The sequence below is a fragment of the Halogeometricum sp. S3BR5-2 genome (genome assembly GCF_031624635.1).
GTDB lineage: Archaea > Halobacteriota > Halobacteria > Halobacteriales > Haloferacaceae > Halogeometricum > Halogeometricum luteum.
The window spans coordinates 135,015-153,152 of the sequence record NZ_JAMQOQ010000003.1; the positions used below are offsets into that span (position 1 = coordinate 135,015).

Genomic DNA, 18,138 nt, shown 5'->3' on the forward strand with positions numbered 1-18,138 from the left:
CGCGCGGTCGTCGACCGTCGGGGATTTAGTACGGCGTTCGGATGCCGACCCCGTTCGAGAGGCTCCACGTGAACCGGCGCTCCGACGGGTCGACGAACGACAGTTCGCAGGCGCCGACAAGCGGGACGACGCCGGGATGGAATCCCTCCCAGCGCGACCGGTACGTCTCGCGTTCGACGTTCGACTCGTACGAGCCGTCGGGCACCGTCACCGCGCCGCCCGCCGCGCGGACTCGGCCACCGTCGGTCGAGAGCGAACGGCCCGCGGAGAGGTGGTCGTCGGCCTCCGCTTCGATCTCCTGTTCGAGCCACGTGAACGCCGGTTCCTCGGTGTAGTAGCCCCACGGGTCGACCTCGTAGCGCTTCCCGAGGAGGCGACCGGCGCTCCACAGACGGAGGCGGTACCGCTCGTCCGCGAGGCGGTGGACGAGCAGCGCCGCGTCCTGAACTGCGAGCCGTCGGCTCGGAGTGATTTCCATCCGGCGCGCGCGGGCGCCGAGAAATCGAACCGGGAGCGAATCCGGGTCCGACCACGGAATCGCGGCCGCACCGTACTCCGCTCGCATTCGATTCCGGTACGCGTCGAACCGATCCGGCGGGACGAAGACGTCGTCGTCGGGCGAGGAGAGGTCGACCGTGTCGGTCGAGCCCCCGCCGAGTTTCGTGCGGACGAAGCCGCCGTTCAGGCAACCAGCCGTCGTCGCCACCGACCCGACCGCGGCCGTCGCGCCGACCCGTCGGAGGAAGTTGCGTCTGGAGGGCACGTGTCGCAGTAGTGACAGTCAGCCGTATAGCTTTTCTCCGCGAAGGGGGCCGTTTCGCGGCGAGGAGAACGCTCGATTCGGAAGTACTCGCGGAGAATATATCGGAAGTCGGGTCGCATTAGTGCCACACGCGAGACTCGGGATACATATCCGAAATCAACAATCGCACTTCACCGGCAGACACACGAATAACGAGAATATAATCGCCCATCGAATGAAAGAAGACAGTGGTTGATTTTCTACCAATCGAATATAGAAACAAATAGATATGATATCAAAATATCGTCCACGACCGACGCCCGAAGAGACACCGAACGGCGGTCGGTCGGGGACGGACCGTCGGGGTCGCGGGCGGGCGTGGCCGTATCCGAGCGTCCGCGCAACCGACCGCCCGCGCTCCGAGCGAGGGGGCTTTTTGCCCGCGGTGCCGAACGGACGGGTCGACGACCGCAGACATCTCCCATGAAGGACTTTCCGACGACACCGACCGCCGCGGACGCGCCCGCCGAGACGTTCGAGCGGGGCCACCTCTGGTTGCTCGAACTCGTCGATGCCCCCGGGTTTCGGTTTCAACTCGACGACACCGGGACCCTCCGCTTCGGCGACGAGACGCGGGTCTACGACGACCCCGCCGACGTCCCCGCGCCGTACCAGCACGCCGTCCGACACGTCCGGGAGAACCTCGACCGCGAGGCGCTTCGGAACGCCGTCGCCGACGCCGGGGAGGTGGTGTTCTTCGGGTGGTCGACGCAGCGCCGGTCCACCGAGTACGACTGGGAGCGTCTCCCCTCGTTCCTCGGCGTCGACGTCTGGTCGGCGTCGGCCGACGGGTTCCGGCCGCCCGACACCGCCGAGAAGATATTCGAGCGCCTCGGTCTGCACCCCGTGAACGCGCTCGAACGGGAGCGACACACGCGCGATTTCGACCCCGACTCGTACGCCGTCCCGCGGTCGGCGTGGTACGACGGACCGGCGAAGGGGGTCCTGATCCGGAACAAACGCGGCGGGCGCGCCCGAGTGCTGCACCCGGAGTTCCGCGAGCGAGACCCGGACCCCGTCGACGTCTCGGCCGAGGCGTTCGCGCGGGAATGCGCGACGCGACGGCGGTTCGAGCGAGTCGCGGACGGAATCGAGGCGATGGGGTGGACCGTGACGGCGGACGTGTTGTACGACCGAGTGCTCGAAGGCGTACTGCGCGAGGAACACCGACGGCTCGAACACCGCGAGAGCGACGTGGATACGGCGGCGTTCCGGTCGGAAATCGCCGCGCTGACGCGGGCGTTCGTCGCGGCGAGCGAGGAGTGACTCCGGGCGCCGACCGGAGCGTCGATGGGGCCGACTGCGGTGCGCGCGCGGCCGCGACGGCGGCCCGCACGTCGAACGGCCACGTCACTTCGAATCGCCCGATACGGAGTTTTCTCAGTTGAGTCTGTGATTAATTATTAGTTTAATTTCATCAAGTATCATCCACTTTTAACCGTGGGGCATGTGAACTCCTGGCTCGGTATGGACCGGAAAGGCAACACGGACGGCGGGACCGAACGGGTATCACGGCGACGGTTTCTGACCACCGCGGGCGCGACCGGTGTCGCGATGGGAATAGCGGGCTGTTCGGGCGGAAGCGGCGGCGGCGCGACGACGGGAGGCGGCGGGACGGCGAACTCCGAACCGGTAAAGTTCGTCTCCAACAACAACTCCCCGAAGTTCAAAGAGATGCTGAACGGGTTCGCCGACCAGTTCGAAGAGGAGCGGGGAATTCCCGTCGACATCGAGTTCACCGAGATCGGCGGCGACTACGGCCGCCGGGTCGCGCAGTTGATACAGGGCGGGAACCCGCCGGACATCATCAACGCCGAGCAGTTCCGCATCGGCGCGTACGCGGTGCAGGGTATCCTCCGTTCGGTCGGGGACGTGATCAGCGCGGTCGAAGAGCAGGAAGAGGAGATACCGGACAACTTCAAGTTCAGCTACGAGGGCGAACCGCGACTCGTGCCGGCGGTGGCGTCGGTGACGAACAACTGGTACCGCTCGGACATCTACGAGGAACTCGGCGCGCCCGAACCGACCACGTGGGAGAAGGAGCGCGAGGCCGCGCGAACGATCACGGAGGCCGACAACGACCTCCTCGGACTCGGGTACACGACGTCCGCGACGGTGTACGGGTCGTATCACGCGTGGTGTCGGCTCTGGGGCAACGACGCCCAAGTGGCGCGGCGGTCCGACGGAACCGTCCAGGTCGCGCTCGATTCGGGGAGCAACCGCGAGCGGGTGCGGGAGGTCTTGGAGTACACGAAGGAGATGACCGAGTACTCCCCCACCGCCACGAACTGGGACTGGGGGGAGATATACGAGTCCTACACCGGTGGAACGACCGCGACGGCCGTCTACTCGGGCGGCCGCCCGAAGACGCAGTCCATCGCGCAGGACCGGCCGTGGGCGGAGTCGACCAAACGGGTCTCGAACCCGTACAACGCCTCGAACCGGGACGCGCCGATGGGCAACTCCGCGGCGACCGGCTACGCCTTGGTTCAGGGCTCCGCCAACCCCGAGGGCGCCAAGGAGTTCGTCCAGTACATGGTGACCGGCGAGCGACTCGTCGAGTACGCGCGGGCGCTCCGGTTCCACAACATCCCCATCTACGAGAGCTGGTACGAACCGGGCTCGCGGTACCGGGAGGGCTGGGACTACCTCAACGACAACTTCACCGAGGAGACGATTCAGGGCGAACGCGACGCGCTCTTCGGGGGCAACTCGCAGCCGTTCACGGCTGAGACGGACCCGCCGAACCCCTACGCCGCCCCCGCGTTCACGTCGTTCCAACTCGGGCAGATGTTCTACGACGTCACGCAGGGTAACGCGTCCGTCGAGCAGGCCATAGACAACGCGGCAGAGGAACTCCGCAGCAGCACCGGGATGGAGTGAGACGAGGGATGTCTTCGGCAACTGACTACGTCAGCTCGCTCGTCCCGCGCAGGTGGACTCGCACCACGAACAGCTACCTCGGCGACCTCTTCGAGAACGAGTACGCCCTGCTGGTCGTCTGTCTCGGACCGGCGCTCGCGCTGTTCTTCCTGGTCGCCATCCTCCCGATGGCGTGGGCGTTCAACCTCAGCCTCTACGAGGTGTCGACGCTGAATCCGGTCTGGACCTGGGTCGGTCCCGGCCGGTTCGTCGATATCCTGACCTCCAGCGGGTTCCAGAACGCGTTCGTCAGGAGCCTCATCTTCGGGTTCGGCTCCGTCGCCATTCAACTCGTCCTCGGCGTCGGACTGGCGCTGCTCGTCAACAAGGACTTCCGAGGGGACGTGCTGGCGCGAGCGCTCGCGCTCCTGCCCTACATGGTTCCCGCGGTCGTCATCGGGATGGTCGGCCAGTTCATGCTCAACGCGCAGTACGGCATCGTCAACCTCGCGCTCCTCCGGGTCGGGATTCTCGACCAGCCGGTCGCGTTTCTCGGGCTTCCCGAGACGGCGATGGCGACCATCATGGTCGTCGCCTCCTGGAAGTTCGCCGTGTTCGTCACGCTGCTGACGCTCGCGCGCCTGCAGTCGATTCCGGACCACTTCTACGAGGGCGCGACCATGTGCGGGGCGAACGCGTGGCAGAAGTTCCGGGACGTGACGCTGCCCCGCATCCAGAACGTCATCCTCATCGCGGCGCTGCTCCGGACGCTCTGGATGTTCAATAAGTTCGACATCATCTACATCATGACCCGCGGCGGTCCCGGACAGACCACCACGACGATACCGCTGCTCGCCTACGAGATCGCGTTCAACCAGTACGAACTCGGTCAGGCGGCGGCCATCGCGGCGCTGATGTTCGTGTTCCTCGCCCTCTGGTCGGTGCTGTACTTCCGGGTCGCACGGCCCGAAGAGGAGGTGCGCGTCGCGTGACGCAGATCGTCGGCACCTACCTCAGTTACGGGCAGGCGGCTCGCATCAAATCGATCTCCTACCAGATCGTCGTCTGGGCGACGCTTCTCACCCTGATGGTGCCGATCATCTGGCTCGTCATCGGCGCGTTCAGCGGACTGGAAGCGCTCCTGTCCGGAAACATCTCTCGCATCTTCTCCAGTATCACCTTAGATCCGATTCGACAGGTGTTCTTCGCGTCGAACTTCTTCACCTACTACCGAAACAGCCTGGTCGTCGCCGCCGGCGTCGTCGTCTTCACCGTCGTCGCGTCGACGCTCGCCGGGTACGGACTGACGCGCGTCCAGTTCCGCGGGAAGAAGTGGCTCGCGCGGCTGATCCTCTTCGGATACATGTTCCCGCCGCTGCTGCTGTCGCTTCCGATGTACCAGATCTGGCGGGAACTGGGGCTGCTCAACTCCCTGTTCGGACTCGTCATCGCCGAGGCGTCCGTCCCGCTTCCCTTCGGCATCTGGACGATGTGGCTGTTCTTCCAGACCGTCCCGCTCGACTACGAGGAGTCGGTCTGGATGGCCGGCGGGTCGCGCTGGCACTCGTTCAAGGACGTCGCGCTCCCGCAGGCGGCGCCGGGGATGATTGCGGTCGGAATCTTCGCGTTTCAGTCCGCCTGGAACAACTACACCTATCCGAAGGTGCTCATCTCCGAAGACGCGCTCCGCCCCCTCACGACCGGCATCACTCAGTACGCCGTCCAGAACTACGTGTTCTGGAATCAGGTGATGGCCATCGCGTTCACCATCGTCATCCCGGCGTTCCTGATGGTGTACTTCCTGCAGAAGTACCTGCTCGAAGGCTACAAAGCAACCGCCTAACAGGACTGACCTACTATGACAAACATACAAGTAGAAAATCTCCGGAAGGAGTTTAGCGGCGAATCGGGCACAATCACAGCGGTCGACGACGTGTCGTTCACCGTCGAGGACGGCGAGTTCGTCTGCATCGTCGGGCCGTCCGGGTGCGGGAAGACGACGCTACTCCGCTGTATCGCCGGGTTGGAGACGCCCACGAGCGGGAGCATCCAACTGGGCGGCGAAGAGGTCGCCAACGTTCCGCCGCAGCACCGGAACCTCGCGTTCGTGTTTCAGGATATCACCCTCTATCCGCACATGAAGGTGTGGCAGAACATCTCGTACCCGCTCAAGCTGAGCGGTCACTCGAAGGACGAGCGGTACGAGCAGGCGCGAGAGGTGGCCGAGACGATTCAGATCGGCGAGCTACTGGACAAGTATCCGGGCGACCTCTCGGGCGGCCAACAGCAGCGAGTCGCCATCGGCCGGTCGATTATCCGCTCCCCGCGGGCGTACCTCCTCGACGAACCGATGAGCGACCTCGACGCGAAGCTGAAAAAGGAGATGCGGGTCGAACTCCAGCAGATCCAGCGGGAGGTCGGGGGGACGATGACGTACGTCACCCACGACCAGGAGGAGGCGATGACGCTCTCGGACCGGATGCTCGTCATGGACGACGGGGAGATACAGCAGTACGGCTCCCCGCACACGGTGTATCACGAACCGAACAACGCGTTCGTCGCGCAGTTCATCGGGTCGCCCGAGATCAACCTCCTGTCGGCGACCTGTCCGAACGGGGACGCCCGGACCGTGAAAGTAGACGAGAGCGGATGGAGGATCGGAACCGGAATCGACGAAGAAGTCCCCGAAGAGGTGATGGTCGGGTTCCGCCCGCGGCACACGACCGTCCACCGGGACGGTTCGGGGGAACTCGAAGGCGAGATATCCCTCGTTGAGTCGGTCGGCGACGAGGGAATCGTCTACGTCGACAGCGACGTCGGAGAGCTCCGGAGCGTGGTCGAAATCGAGGATAACCCGGTCAGAGAGGGAGAGACCGTCGGAATCGACGTCGAGCGAACGTACCTCTTCGACCGGGAGGACGGAACGCTGGTGACGCACGACGCCGACCTCCAATCGCGAAGCGAGACGCGAGTCACCTCGTAGCGTCGGGTCCGCGCCCCGTCGGCGGTTCTTTTCTCGACGGTCGGTTCGCCTCGCAGGGAAACGGAAGGGACGCCGACGCGAGCGGTTCGACTCGGCGAGGGCGGCGCCAGCGCGGGCGTTCGTCGAACGAGAGACGAACGGCGGAAACGCGGCGAAGCGAGCGTTACCGAGGAGATACCCACCATCGTCTTCGCCGTTATCGCCCGCGTATCGGGGGCGATAGCGGACTCCACGGCGGCGAGCGCCGTCGAGAGCGGTACCGTACCGATAACCGCGTATCGGCGTCCTGCGGCGGGCGGAGCCGCGAGTGACGAGGTCCTTAGTGGCCGGTTTCGGTCCCGTCAGCCGAGTCCTATCGAACTGTCGCAGCGACGAGAAAGAACTTCTGTTGGCTCTATCGGCCGTTATATCCCCCGAGAAGCCACCTAACAGACGTATAACTATCCTTCAAAACTGGTGAATATACCGGGTAAGAACCAATCCATGAGACGACTACGAGCGAACGGTTCCGGGGGAGACCCGTCGGGGCCGACAGCCACGCGGCGTACGGTGCTGAAAGCCATCGGAGTCGGGGCGGGACTGGCGGGGTTCGGCGCTTCGACCGGTGTGGCCGCCGAGACGGAGGAGCCCTGGTCGGTCGTCGCCCTGCCCGACACGCAGTTCTACGCCGAGGATATGGCGAAGTATCCCGGTGAGATGACGCAGTGGATCGCCGACAATCACGCCGAAGACAAGGAGAACATCGCCTTCGTGAGCCACGTCGGCGACATCGTCGAGAACGCCGACATCGTCGCCGAGTGGGAGCACATGGACGAAGCCATGTCGACGCTCGACGGCGTCGTTCCTTACTCGACGCTCCCCGGCAACCACGACTGGGAGGTGAACATGGAACGGAGTTCGTCGATCGCGAACTACAAGGAGTACTTCGGCGCGTCGAGATACGAACGGAAAGAGTATTTCGGGGGCGCGGGCCCCACGAACGGCGACCCGAACCGCGACGACCTCAACACCTATCAGCTGTTCTCCGCGGGCGGATACGACTTCCTCCACCTCGCTTTAGAGTGGGAACCGCCGGGAAGCGTCGACGACCCGTCGACGCCGCTCGGGTGGGCTCAGCAGGTGCTCGACGAGTACCCCGACCGAGCGACCATCCTCACCACGCACTCGTACCTCCGCGACAACCCCACGGCTCGACTCGATAGAGTTCAAGAGAAGAAGGACGCAGACGGGAACAGAGACGGAAACTCGGGTCAGACGGTGTGGGAAGAACTCGTCGCACCGAACTCGCAGGTGTTCATGGTGCTCTGCGGCCACTGGTACAAGTACTACGCCGAGGCCGACCAGGTCTCGACGAACGAGGCCGGCGAGGAGGTGTACGAGATGCTGGCGAACTACCAAGCGCGGGAGGACGCTGGTCACGGACTGCTCCGTCAGATAAAGTTCCAACCCGGCGGGAGTGAGAGCGAGGGCGTCCCCGACCGCATCCAGATGCACACCTTCTCCCCGAGCACCGGGGAAGTCGAAACCGACGAGGACAGCGATTTCGGCTTCGACCTCGACTTCGACGCCCGCTTCGGAGGCGAGTCCGAGACGGTACCAGAAGCCTCGTTCCAGCAGGGAGTCGACGGCTACGGCGGCACGGTCGACACCACGCTCTACGAGTCCGACCCGATGACGGCGTACGGCGACAGCGAAACGATGGTCGTCGACACTCGGGAACCGCAGGACTCGGAGAACGCCGCGCAGGCGCTCCTCCGGTTCGACGACGTCGTCGGCGACGCCGACGGGCAGATACCGCCGGGATCGACCGTCGACAGCGCGACACTGACACTCGAATGCGTGAACGACGGCGACGGAGCGGCGCTTCACCGGATGCGCACCGGATGGGACGACGGCGATACGTGGGACTCCGTCGGCGGCGGCGTCCGAACGGACGACTCCGACGCCGCGTCCACGCCCGACGCCGAGACCGGCGCCGTCGACGCCGGGACAGTCCCCGTCGACGTCACACAGAGCGTGCAGGCGTGGGTCGACGGCGACCGGAACCTCGGGTGGGTGTTCGAACCCGCCGGGGGAGACGGCTGCGACTTCGAGACGGCCGAGAGCGGAAACCCGCCCCGCCTCACCGTCCGCTACACCGCCTCGGACGGCACCGGGGGTGGCCCCGTGACCGGCGACGCCGACGGCGACGGCGACGTGGACGAGGAGGACGTCGAGGCCATCCAGCGGTCGGTGGCGGGCGAGGACGTCGATATCGATTCGGAGGCCGCGGACGTCGACGGCGACGGCGACGTGGACATCGGCGATGCGATCGGTGCGAGAAATATCAGCGAGGAAAACCAATGAGCGAGCGAATCAACGTGTTGGCCGTCTGCGCCCTGCTGATGGTGGTCGCCATCATCCCGGTTGGAGCGGCGACGATAACGCAGTCGACGACGACGGCGGCGACGATAAGTATCGGCGACGAGGCGACGGCGGCGCCGGACGGAGCGATAACCGCGGAACCGGGTGAAACCCTCACGCTGAGCGTGTGGGCGAACGCGTCGGCGGTGAGCGGGTACCAGACCAGGCTCGCGTTCGACCCCGACGTCGTGCAGGTCGAAGAGGTAGCGGGAAGCGACGACTTCGTCGCACCCGTCTCGAACATCGACAACGATGGCGGCAGCGTCACGTTCAACCAGATCCGCGACTCGGACGGGGACGACCCCGTTCTGGCCGAAGTAACGCTGACGGTGGTCGGCGAGGCCGGCGGGAGCACCTTGCTCTCGTTCGACCGGTCGGACGCGGAGACGAAGTTCGCCACCGACGGCGGGCAGACGTTCGTCCCGCAGACGTACCGCGACGCGACCGTGAGCGTCGAGGACGCGCCGACGGAGACAGAAACGGACACCGAGACGCCTGCACCGACGGAAACGGAAACGATTACCGAGACACCGACGCCGACGGAGACGGAAACGGCTACCGAGACGCCGGCGCCAACAGAGACGGAAACGGTCACCGAAACGCCTGCACCGACAGAAACGGAAACGGCTACCGAAACGCCTGCGCCGCCGACGGAGACCGAGCAACCGCCCACGACGGAGGAGCCCACGACCACCGAGCAGCCCACGACCGCACAGCCGACGACCGAACAACCGACGACCACGACCGAAGAACAGACCACGACTACTGAAGAGCAAACAACGACCGAAGAACAAACCACGACCGAAGAACAGACGACCACTGAGGAGCAGACCACGACCACCGAACAGTCCACCGAGACCGAGACCGAATCGTCGTCCGACAGTAACGACGAGAACGACGCAAACGACGCAAACGACGCGAGCGACGACGACGATGACGACGACAGCGGAAGCAGCAGTAGCGGTGGCGGCGGTGGCTACTCTGCGCCCGCCGAACCCTCGCTCGCCATCGAGTCGGTGCGGCTCAACGCGACGAACGGAAGCGTCGGCACGTCGGTGACGGTTTCGGCCGTCGTCGAGAACACCGGCGACGCCGACGGCGAGATGGACCTCCGACTCGGCGTCGACGGCAACGAGACGGGCGACGAACGGACCGTCGAAGTCGAGGCCGGAGAGACGCAAACGGTCGACTTCTCGGTCGGATTCGACGCTCCGGGGACGTACGCCCTCGCGGTCAACGGCGTCGCGGCCGGCACCGTGACCGTCACGGCGGACGCGTCGAGCGAGACGGCGACCGAGACGTCGACGGTCGAGGCGGCGACCACGCAGTCCGCGGCGTCGACTACCGAGACGGCGACGGTGACCCCGTCCGCGGAGCCGACGGAACCCGCGACCACGACCGGCGGGAGCACCCCCGGATTCGGGTTCGTGGTCACGCTCGTGGCCATGACTCTGCTGGTCGGGTGGCGCGCGGTCGGCCGCGACGAGCGGTAGACGCGCGTTCTACGCCCCGCTTCGCTACTCCCTATTCTCCCCGCCGCGTCTCGCGGTTACCGTCCGACGAGCGTTGTTTGGGGACGCCTAAGAATCGAAGCGACTATGTGTCTTTAGGGTAGCCTAAATCCATGCGCGAAGAACCGACCGGTCGAGACGGTCCGACGAGGCGGCGCTACCTCCGCCTCGGCGGTGCGGTCGTCGGCGGGTCACTGCTGGCGGGATGTACGGGCGGAAACGACGCGGGGTCGACGGCGGCGTCGGCGACGGACACCGCGACGACGGCGGAGACGGAAGCCGATTCGGAGGCGAGCGAGGGCGAGAGCGAAACCGAATCGACCGCGGCGGGCGAGTCCTACTCGGTGTCGATGGCGCCGATGGGCGAAGTCGCGTTCGATGCGGTCCCCGAGACTGTTTTCACTCGTCTGACGCATCTGGCCGGGATGGCGTTCGCGCTCGGCCGCGGGAACAGCGTGAACGCGATGCACGCGCCGAACTACTACGACGGCGTGTGGAACCAGTTCACCCCGCGACTCGACGGCGTCGAACTCGACTGGAGCGGGCTGTACTCCTCGTGGACGCCGAGCAAGGAGAAGCTGTACGAGTTGGACTCCGACGTCCACCTGGCGGACCCCGCGAGCGTCTTCGCGGAGGACAACTGGGGGATGGACGACATCGAGGAGATAGCCGAGAACGTGGCTCCGTGGTTCGGGAACGCCTACAGCGCCCGGCACCAAGAACCGCCGGAGGAGTGGGCCGACCGCTACGAGTACTACGGGCTCTGGGAGATGTTCGAGAGGGTGGCGCAGGTCTTCGACGCGGGGCCGCAGTACGACGCGCTGGCGGAGGTGCACGCGGGGTTGCTCGACACTATCGAGTCTGACCTCCCCCCCGAGGGCGAACGGCCGTCGGTCGTGATGGCAATGCCGAACGACTTCGAGCAGATATACGTGTACAAGGTGACGAACCCGGGACTGCTCACGGCGCACACCCGGCCGCTGAAACCCGTCGAGGCGCTCGGCGACGGCGTCTCCTCCGGCGACGCCATCGACATCGAGGGGCTGTTGGAGGCCGACCCGGACGTCATCCTCGGCAACGGCGGGATGGCTCCCGGCACCGACATGGCGGAAGTGCGTCAGAACCTCGAAGACGACCCCGTCGCGGGTCAGCTCTCGGCGGTGCAGAACGGTCGCGTGTACGCCCAAGCGGCGCGCTACCAGGGGCCGATACTCAACCTCTTCCAGTTGGAGATGACGGCCAAACAGCTGTACCCCGACCGATTCGGCGAGTGGCCGACGTACACCGAGGGGCCGTACCCCGAACTCCCCGAGGACGAGCGGTTGTTCGACCGCCAGCGGGTCGCCGACGCCGTCAACGGCGAGGTCTGAGACGCCGCGTTCGGTCGGGTGCCTACCGCGGGTCGCATCCTCCGGCCGCCGTCACCTCGGACGGGAGGAGACTGGTGAGGGGATACCGCCGGAACGACCGGTGGGCGAAGAAGAAGAGAAGAGGGGAAACGCCGAAAGACGCCCGAGTACCGCTAACGGTCGAAAGCTACAGGTTGTTGGGCGTCGAACGCCGAGTCACGAGAACCGGCGGGCGGTCGCGCGAGTCGACGCCCCGCGCCGCCGGTGCGACGACGCCCGCGACCACCATGTACGAGGACATACTGATACCATACGACGGGAGCGAAGAGGCGAAGATGGCGGCGAGACACGGAATCGAACTCGCGGCGAAACTGGGGGCGGCGGTCCACGGTCTCTACGTCATCGACCTCCCCGGCGTCCCCCGAGCGCTCTCGCTCCGGGACGACGAGGAACAGCTTCGAGCCGAGTACGAGGAGTACGGCGAGAAGGTGCTTGACGACCTGTGCGGCATCGCCTCCGAACACGGCGTCGACTGCGAGACGTCGATGCGGAGCGGGTCGGTCAGCGAGCGCATCGTCGACTTCGCCGACGAGGAGGGGATGGACGCCATCGTGATGGGGTCGGCCTACCGCGGGAAGATCGGCACCCTCCTCGGCGGAACGACGGACAAGGTGGTGCGGACCGCGACGGTTCCGGTCATCACCGAGCGGATGAAGGCCGACGAACTGTAGCCGAAGCGTCGTCGGGACGCTCGGACGCGATTCGGTTCAGTCGTCGAGGAGGTACGTCTCGCGGAAGTAGATAATCAGGCTCGCGCCGAGAAAGCAGAACGCCGCCGCCCGCAGGTCGCCGCTCGACATCAGCGCCAAGGCGGCGGCGAACAGGAGGACGACGAGCGCGGCCGCGGCGGTCGGCAGGAGTTCCGGCATCGTCTCGAACTCGTCGTCCCGCCACTTGTAGACGGGGTACTCCTCGCAGAGGTGACCGACCGTGTCGGGTCGGTCGTACTCGGACCGTGAGCGGGATTCACCGAGTAGCTAGCTCGCGAGCGATACGCTCGGTGATACCGGAGCGTCGGTCGGCGGGAGTTCGCCGGGTAGGAGCGGAGCAGGAGCGAACACGAGGACCGGGGGGAGGAGACGAGCGCGTGGGACCGGGAGGGAAGACCGCGGACGGGAACCGGCGGGTCGAACTCAGTCCGACCCTTCGGCGTCTCTGTTCCCTTGGACGTCGGTGACGACGTCCTGGCGGGAGGTCTCCACGTCGAACTCGTCGCCGTCGGTCATGTCCTCGATGCGCTCGGCGAACTGCTCGGACTGGAGCAGTTCGTACTCGTGGTCCAACCCGAGATACACCGTGTAGCACATCAGCACGAGGATGACGGCGAACGGGAAGCCCGTGGCGATGGCGGCCGTCTGCAGGGCGTTGAGGCCGCCGCCCCACAGCAGCAGCGCCGCGACGCCGCCCTCGGTGACCGCCCAGAAGATGCGCTGGATCTTCGGCACGTCGTGCTTGCCGCCGGAAGTCAGGTGGTCGACGACCAGCGACCCCGAATCCGAGGAGGTGACGAAGAACGTGATGACGAGAAGCGTCGCCAGCAGTCCCGAGATGGCGCCGAGCGGGAACTGGTTGAGCATGCCGAACATGGCGAACGTCTGCCCCGACTCGTTGTAGATGGCCATCGCGGCGCCGTTGCCCTGCAGGGAGTTGAACAGCGCGCTCCCGCCGAACGCCGAGAGCCAGATGGTCGAGAACAGCGACGGCAGCACCAGCACGCCGACGACGAACTCCCTGACCGTCCGTCCCTTCGAGATGCGCGCGATGAACATGCCGACGAACGGCGACCACGCGATCCACCACGCCCAGTAGAACACCGTCCACGCGGAGACGGTCTCGCTACCCGGGCCCATCGTTCCCGTGAAGAACGACAGCGCGGGGAGGTTGCTGAAGTAGGTGCCGAGCCCCTGCATCCACGCGCTGAAGATGAACACGCTGGGCCCGACGAGAATCATGAATCCGAGCAGGGCGAACATCACGTAGAGGTTCACCGTGCTGAGTTTCTTCACGCCCCCGTCGAGGCCGGCCGCGACGGACAGCGTCGCGATGGCGGTGATGCCGGCGATGAGGAGTATCTGTGGAACGGTACCCACCGGAACGTTGACGAGCCCCAAGATGTCGCCGAAGACGTACGAGAGGCCGCTGTTGACCTGACTGACGCCGAGACCGAGCGACGTCGAGAGACCGAACAGCGTAGCGAAGACGGTCACGAGGTCGATGAAGTGACCGATGGGACCGTAGATACGGTCGCCGAGCAGCGGCCAGAAGATAGAGCGGAACGTGAGCGGGAGTCCGCGGTTGAACGAGAAGAACGCCAATCCGAGGCCGACGAGGCCGTAGATGGCCCAGGGATGAAAGCCCCAGTGGAAGAACGTCTGCGCGAGGGCAGCGGCCCCCGCGCCGCCGCTACCCGACTGGGCGTCGAAGAAGCCCGGGACGTTGGAGAAGTAGTAGAGCGGTTCGGAGACGCTGTAGAACATGAGCCCGATACCCATGCCGGCGCTGAACAGCATCGCCATCCAGGAGAAGTCGCTGAACTCCTTTTCGGCCTCGACGCCGCCGAGGCGAATCGTCCCGTACTTGCTGAACGCGAAGTACGCGAGCGTCACGATGAAGATGTTCACCGCGAGGAGGAAGAACCACCCGAAAGTGCCCTCGAAGAAGCCTCGGATGGCGCCGTACGCCCCGGCCGCCGTCATCAGCGTTCCGTCGGCGGTCGTCAACCCGACGACCGACGCGAAGTTCTGGAAGAACACCGTCAGTACGACGAACGTCGCGATGATGACCAACGCGACCGGGAACACGACGGGATGAACGTCGAACCCGAATTTTTGGATGTTCGTGTCTCCCGGTTCGCGATCCGATTCCGGGTGGAACAGTTCGACCTGAAGGCCGTCGGACATCTCGCCAGTTGAGTCGTCGCTACTCGCCATGCGGTACCCTCTCCGTCCGGTATCGTCCGTGTTCGCGTACGTTCATGTTCTGGTTTCCGGCGCTGCAAAGCGGTTGTCGCCCGATGGTCGGCGTCGGTGGACCGGTCCACCCACCGTATCCGTCGTTGCTACCCTGTGAATTCATGCATCGTAACCCAGCGTTATATGAGATTGGGCCACTCCGACCGATCGGATGGCAGTCCCAGTTCGTGCTATCCTCAGCCACGGTTGTTCGACCCACGACTCATGATACCACACTTACGGATAAAGATGCACGTTGACTTGCTGTGATATTTTTAACCCGAACGTGTACCTCCGAGGCGTTCGAGCGTTCGATTCACCGGCGAACACCGCGCCCGGAGTCGCCGCGTCCCGCCCGTCGCGACCGACGAGGCGGCGAGCGAGTATCGGTGCGGAAGAACAGAACACCGCTCGCGGGTGCGAGAGGCGAAGACGGGTCGCGGACGCCCCGTCGGTCGGTCCCGGCACCTCGCGCCGAACGCCGAGCGGGCGCCCTCAGAATCCGACGTGGGTGTCGCGTTCGACGGTGGCGTACCCCTGCGCCGCGAGGGCGTCCCCGCGATAGCGCGCCGCGAGCAACTGCTGCGGCGCGCGTCGCAGTCCGAAGCGTCGGTCCGACCGGTAGTCGTAGTCGACGACGGTGTCGTCGCCCGCGTCGCGTATCGTCGCCCCGTAGGTTCCCCACGGGCGACCGCCGGCTTCGACGCGCATCTCGACGCGGCGGTCGCCGCTCGGGTCGGTCATCGTCTCCGTGTCGACGGTCATCTCGGTCGAGCGCAGTCCGAACAGGTACGAGACGCGGTACCGCGCCGTCCCGTCCTCGACGGTGACGTCGTCCGCGATGCCCCACTGAAGCGCGAGCACCGGCGGCGTCGGACCGGCGAACGCGTCGGCGACCGACGCCGGGTCGTCGTCGGTCCGGAGTCGGGCGGTGCCGGACGTTCGGAGCAGGGGAACGCGGGCGACGAGGAGGAGGACGGCCGCGACGGCGGCCGCCGGTAGGAGCGACGTCACGGCGTACGCGCCGAGGAATATCGAGACGGCGACGAACACGACGAGAGCGGTGACGGGGCGTTCGCGTCCGAGATACTGTTCTGCGACTTCGACGGCCTCCCGGGGCGGGTCGACGCGGTTCGCGGAGGGCATCGCCCGAGATGTCATTCGACGGACGGTTAACGCTGCCGAACCCGCCGCCGAGTCGGGGCCGAAGCGGGGTTACTCGAAGCGGTCCAGTCGGAACATATCGATGGGATGCTCCGTCTCGCCGTCGGCCGCCAGATCCGCGAGAATCTCGCCGATAACGCTGGCGAACTTGAAGCCGTGACCGGAGAAACCGGCGCCGACGGCTACCTGCGGGTGGTCCGGGAGGGTGTCGAGAATGAAGTGCTCGTCCGGGGAGTTCGTGAACATGCACGTCGACAGCCCCATCGTCGGCCCCGACGCCTCCGGGAAGTACTTCTCCGTGAAGTCGCGCAGCACCTCCTCGTCGGCGCGCGTCGGGTCGGTGTCGTAGTCGTCGGGGTTCACCTGCTCGTCGAGGTGGTGGTACTTGCCGAGTTTGAACCCCGGCACGTCGTGGACGGGGAAGCCGTAGAAGCGCCCCTCGGGGACGCTGATGTTCCAGACGGGGTGATTTCCGGGCTGAAAGTTCGACGGCGTCTCGGGCTGGAACCACGCCAGCGCCTGCCGTTCGGGGACGGCCAGTCCCTCCAGGGCGTCGGCCAACTTGTAGTTCCACGCGCCCGCCGCGAGGACCATCGCGTCCGCCTCGTAGGTGTCGCGGTCGGTCCAGACGCGGACGCCGCCGTCGGGCGTCTCCGCCCAGTCGCGGACGGACTCGCGGGCGCGCACCTCCGCGCCGGCGGCCTGCGCCGCCTCCGCGTGCGCGACGATGGCCTGCTCGGGGACGAGAAAGCCGCCGTCCTCCTGATAGACGGCGCGGTGGTCCTCGGGCAGTTCGTAGCCGGGAAACCGCTCGTTCACCTCCGCGCCCGTCAGTTCCTCGTAGGGGATGTCGTACTCCTCGCAGGAGCGTTTCGAGCCCTCGAACACCGGATTATCCGGTGCGCCGGCGTCGATGGAGCCCGTGCGGTGCAGGATGTCGCGTCCCGACGACTCGTCTAGCTCCTCCCACAGTTCGTAGGCGCGTTCGATGAGCGGGATGTAGGAGGGGTGCTCGTAGTAGGCCCGCCGGATGATACGCGTGACGCCGTGCGAGGATCCCTTCGCGTGCGGGATGTCGAAGCGCTCGATTCCGACGACGTCCAGTCCGCGCTCGGCGAGGTGGGCGGCGGCCGCGCTTCCCATCCCGCCGACGCCGACGACGGCGACATCGTACCGCTCGTCGCTCGTGCTCATTCTCTGCCGAGCGTTCACACCGAAAGACAATCAGTGTTGACGCGTATCACGGGTCCCGTTTATCCGTCCCGCGGCGGCGACCGTGTGGGGCGCGGAAGGCGGGCTTCACTCGTCCCGGAGTCGCAGCGTCTCGTCCAGGTACTCGTCGGCCGCGCGCCGCGCCGTCGCCAGCGTGTCCGCGTCCTCGAAGACGACAGACCGGGTCCGCGCGCCGTCGATGATGATCATGAGCGTCTTCGAGACGTGCTCGGAGTCGACGTCCGCGAAGACGCCTTCGCTGATGCCGTGGTCGATGGCGGTCCGAAGCAGGTAACGAACGTACTCGTCGTTCTGCTCGAACCGCTCGGTGAACGCCTCCTTGTACGGCGCTTGGCTCCGCATCTCCAGCATCGCCACGGACAGGTCGCTGTTGTCCTTCGGACCGGCCAGGAGTCTGTCCAAGAGCATCTCCAAGCGCTGCTCCGGGTCCGTCGTCTCCACCTCGTGTATCGTGCTCACGAACCGGTCCAGCAGGTAGTCGAGGAACGCCGCGAGCAGGTCGTCCTTCGTCTCGTAGTGGTAGTGAATCGCGGCGGTCGACTTGCCGTACTCCTCCGCGATTCGCTTCATCGTCAGGTCCGCGTAGCCGTGCTCCTCGAGCGCCCGATAGGTGGCGCGCATTATCTCCTCGTCCGCGTCCGAGGGAGTGCGCTCGGGTGGCTCACCCATTGTTCGTACCTTTACCGACGACTAAATAACGGTTTTGTTCCGAGCGATGACACCATTTTGCTACTGCCCCGATAGTTCTCAGAACCCGAATTGCCGCGTTTCTGAGCCTGTATCACGAATAGTCACCAGTCAGAACTTTTTTGACTGACTA

At 65.7% G+C, this 18,138-nt stretch carries 15 protein-coding genes; 9 read left to right on the forward strand and 6 right to left on the reverse strand.

The genetic code is table 11. The features are described 5' to 3' along the window. Positions 1-25: 25 nt before the first annotated feature. On the reverse strand, positions 26-763 hold the full coding sequence (locus tag NDI79_RS12665; RefSeq protein WP_310928860.1) for a twin-arginine translocation signal domain-containing protein: 738 nt from the start codon (positions 761-763) through the stop codon (positions 26-28). 462 nt (positions 764-1,225) lie between these two features. On the opposite strand from NDI79_RS12665, the gene NDI79_RS12670 reads away from it, so the two are divergent. From NDI79_RS12670 to NDI79_RS12710, 9 genes are all read left to right on the forward strand, one after another. Then, positions 1,226-2,068: a hypothetical protein gene (locus tag NDI79_RS12670; RefSeq protein ID WP_310928862.1), complete on the forward strand. Its 843-nt coding sequence runs from the start codon at positions 1,226-1,228 to the stop codon at positions 2,066-2,068. A gap of 201 nt (positions 2,069-2,269) precedes the next feature. Then, a complete protein-coding gene (locus NDI79_RS12675; protein ID WP_310928863.1) occupies positions 2,270-3,685 on the forward strand; it encodes an ABC transporter substrate-binding protein in 1,416 nt (471 codons plus the stop codon). Positions 3,686-3,693: 8 nt separating this feature from the next. After that, positions 3,694-4,656 carry a carbohydrate ABC transporter permease gene (locus tag NDI79_RS12680; RefSeq protein ID WP_310928865.1) on the forward strand — a complete coding sequence of 321 codons (963 nt, stop codon included), beginning with the start codon at positions 3,694-3,696 and terminating at the stop codon, positions 4,654-4,656. Next, positions 4,653-5,507, forward strand: a complete 855-nt coding sequence (locus tag NDI79_RS12685) for a carbohydrate ABC transporter permease (RefSeq protein ID WP_310928866.1) — start codon at positions 4,653-4,655, stop codon at positions 5,505-5,507. Before NDI79_RS12680 ends, NDI79_RS12685 begins: the two co-directional genes overlap by 4 nt. Before the next feature lie 15 nt (positions 5,508-5,522). Continuing rightward, the gene (locus NDI79_RS12690; RefSeq protein ID WP_310928868.1) at positions 5,523-6,647 is read left to right on the forward strand and encodes an ABC transporter ATP-binding protein; all 1,125 of its coding nucleotides are present in this window, start codon (positions 5,523-5,525) and stop codon (positions 6,645-6,647) included. 483 nt (positions 6,648-7,130) lie between these two features. Then, a complete protein-coding gene (locus NDI79_RS12695) occupies positions 7,131-8,993 on the forward strand; it encodes a DNRLRE domain-containing protein (protein WP_310928869.1) in 1,863 nt (620 codons plus the stop codon). Beyond that, positions 8,990-10,543 carry a CARDB domain-containing protein gene (locus tag NDI79_RS12700; protein ID WP_310928870.1) on the forward strand — a complete coding sequence of 518 codons (1,554 nt, stop codon included), beginning with the start codon at positions 8,990-8,992 and terminating at the stop codon, positions 10,541-10,543. Before NDI79_RS12695 ends, NDI79_RS12700 begins: the two co-directional genes overlap by 4 nt. Positions 10,544-10,674: 131 nt before the next feature. After that, positions 10,675-11,931 carry an ABC transporter substrate-binding protein gene (locus NDI79_RS12705; RefSeq protein WP_310928871.1) on the forward strand — a complete coding sequence of 419 codons (1,257 nt, stop codon included), beginning with the start codon at positions 10,675-10,677 and terminating at the stop codon, positions 11,929-11,931. 266 nt (positions 11,932-12,197) lie between these two features. Further along, positions 12,198-12,641: a universal stress protein gene (locus tag NDI79_RS12710; RefSeq protein WP_310928873.1), complete on the forward strand. Its 444-nt coding sequence runs from the start codon at positions 12,198-12,200 to the stop codon at positions 12,639-12,641. A 36-nt stretch (positions 12,642-12,677) separates the two neighbouring features. On the opposite strand, the gene NDI79_RS12715 is transcribed toward NDI79_RS12710, so the two are convergent. The 5 genes from NDI79_RS12715 to NDI79_RS12735 form a co-directional block, all read right to left on the reverse strand. Further along, positions 12,678-12,839 (reverse strand): hypothetical protein, encoded by a 162-nt coding sequence (locus NDI79_RS12715; protein WP_310928874.1) that lies wholly within the window; start codon positions 12,837-12,839, stop codon positions 12,678-12,680. 264 nt (positions 12,840-13,103) lie between these two features. Continuing rightward, positions 13,104-14,900 carry a BCCT family transporter gene (locus tag NDI79_RS12720; protein WP_310928875.1) on the reverse strand — a complete coding sequence of 599 codons (1,797 nt, stop codon included), beginning with the start codon at positions 14,898-14,900 and terminating at the stop codon, positions 13,104-13,106. A gap of 516 nt (positions 14,901-15,416) precedes the next feature. Continuing rightward, on the reverse strand, positions 15,417-16,067 hold the full coding sequence (locus NDI79_RS12725) for a hypothetical protein (RefSeq protein WP_310928876.1): 651 nt from the start codon (positions 16,065-16,067) through the stop codon (positions 15,417-15,419). Positions 16,068-16,136: 69 nt separating this feature from the next. Beyond that, positions 16,137-17,279 (reverse strand): N-methyl-L-tryptophan oxidase, encoded by a 1,143-nt coding sequence (solA, locus tag NDI79_RS12730; protein WP_310928877.1) that lies wholly within the window; start codon positions 17,277-17,279, stop codon positions 16,137-16,139. Positions 17,280-17,384: 105 nt separating this feature from the next. Further along, complete coding sequence (locus NDI79_RS12735; RefSeq protein WP_310928878.1) at positions 17,385-17,987, reverse strand: TetR/AcrR family transcriptional regulator; 603 nt, start codon at positions 17,985-17,987, stop codon at positions 17,385-17,387. Positions 17,988-18,138 lie beyond the last annotated feature (151 nt).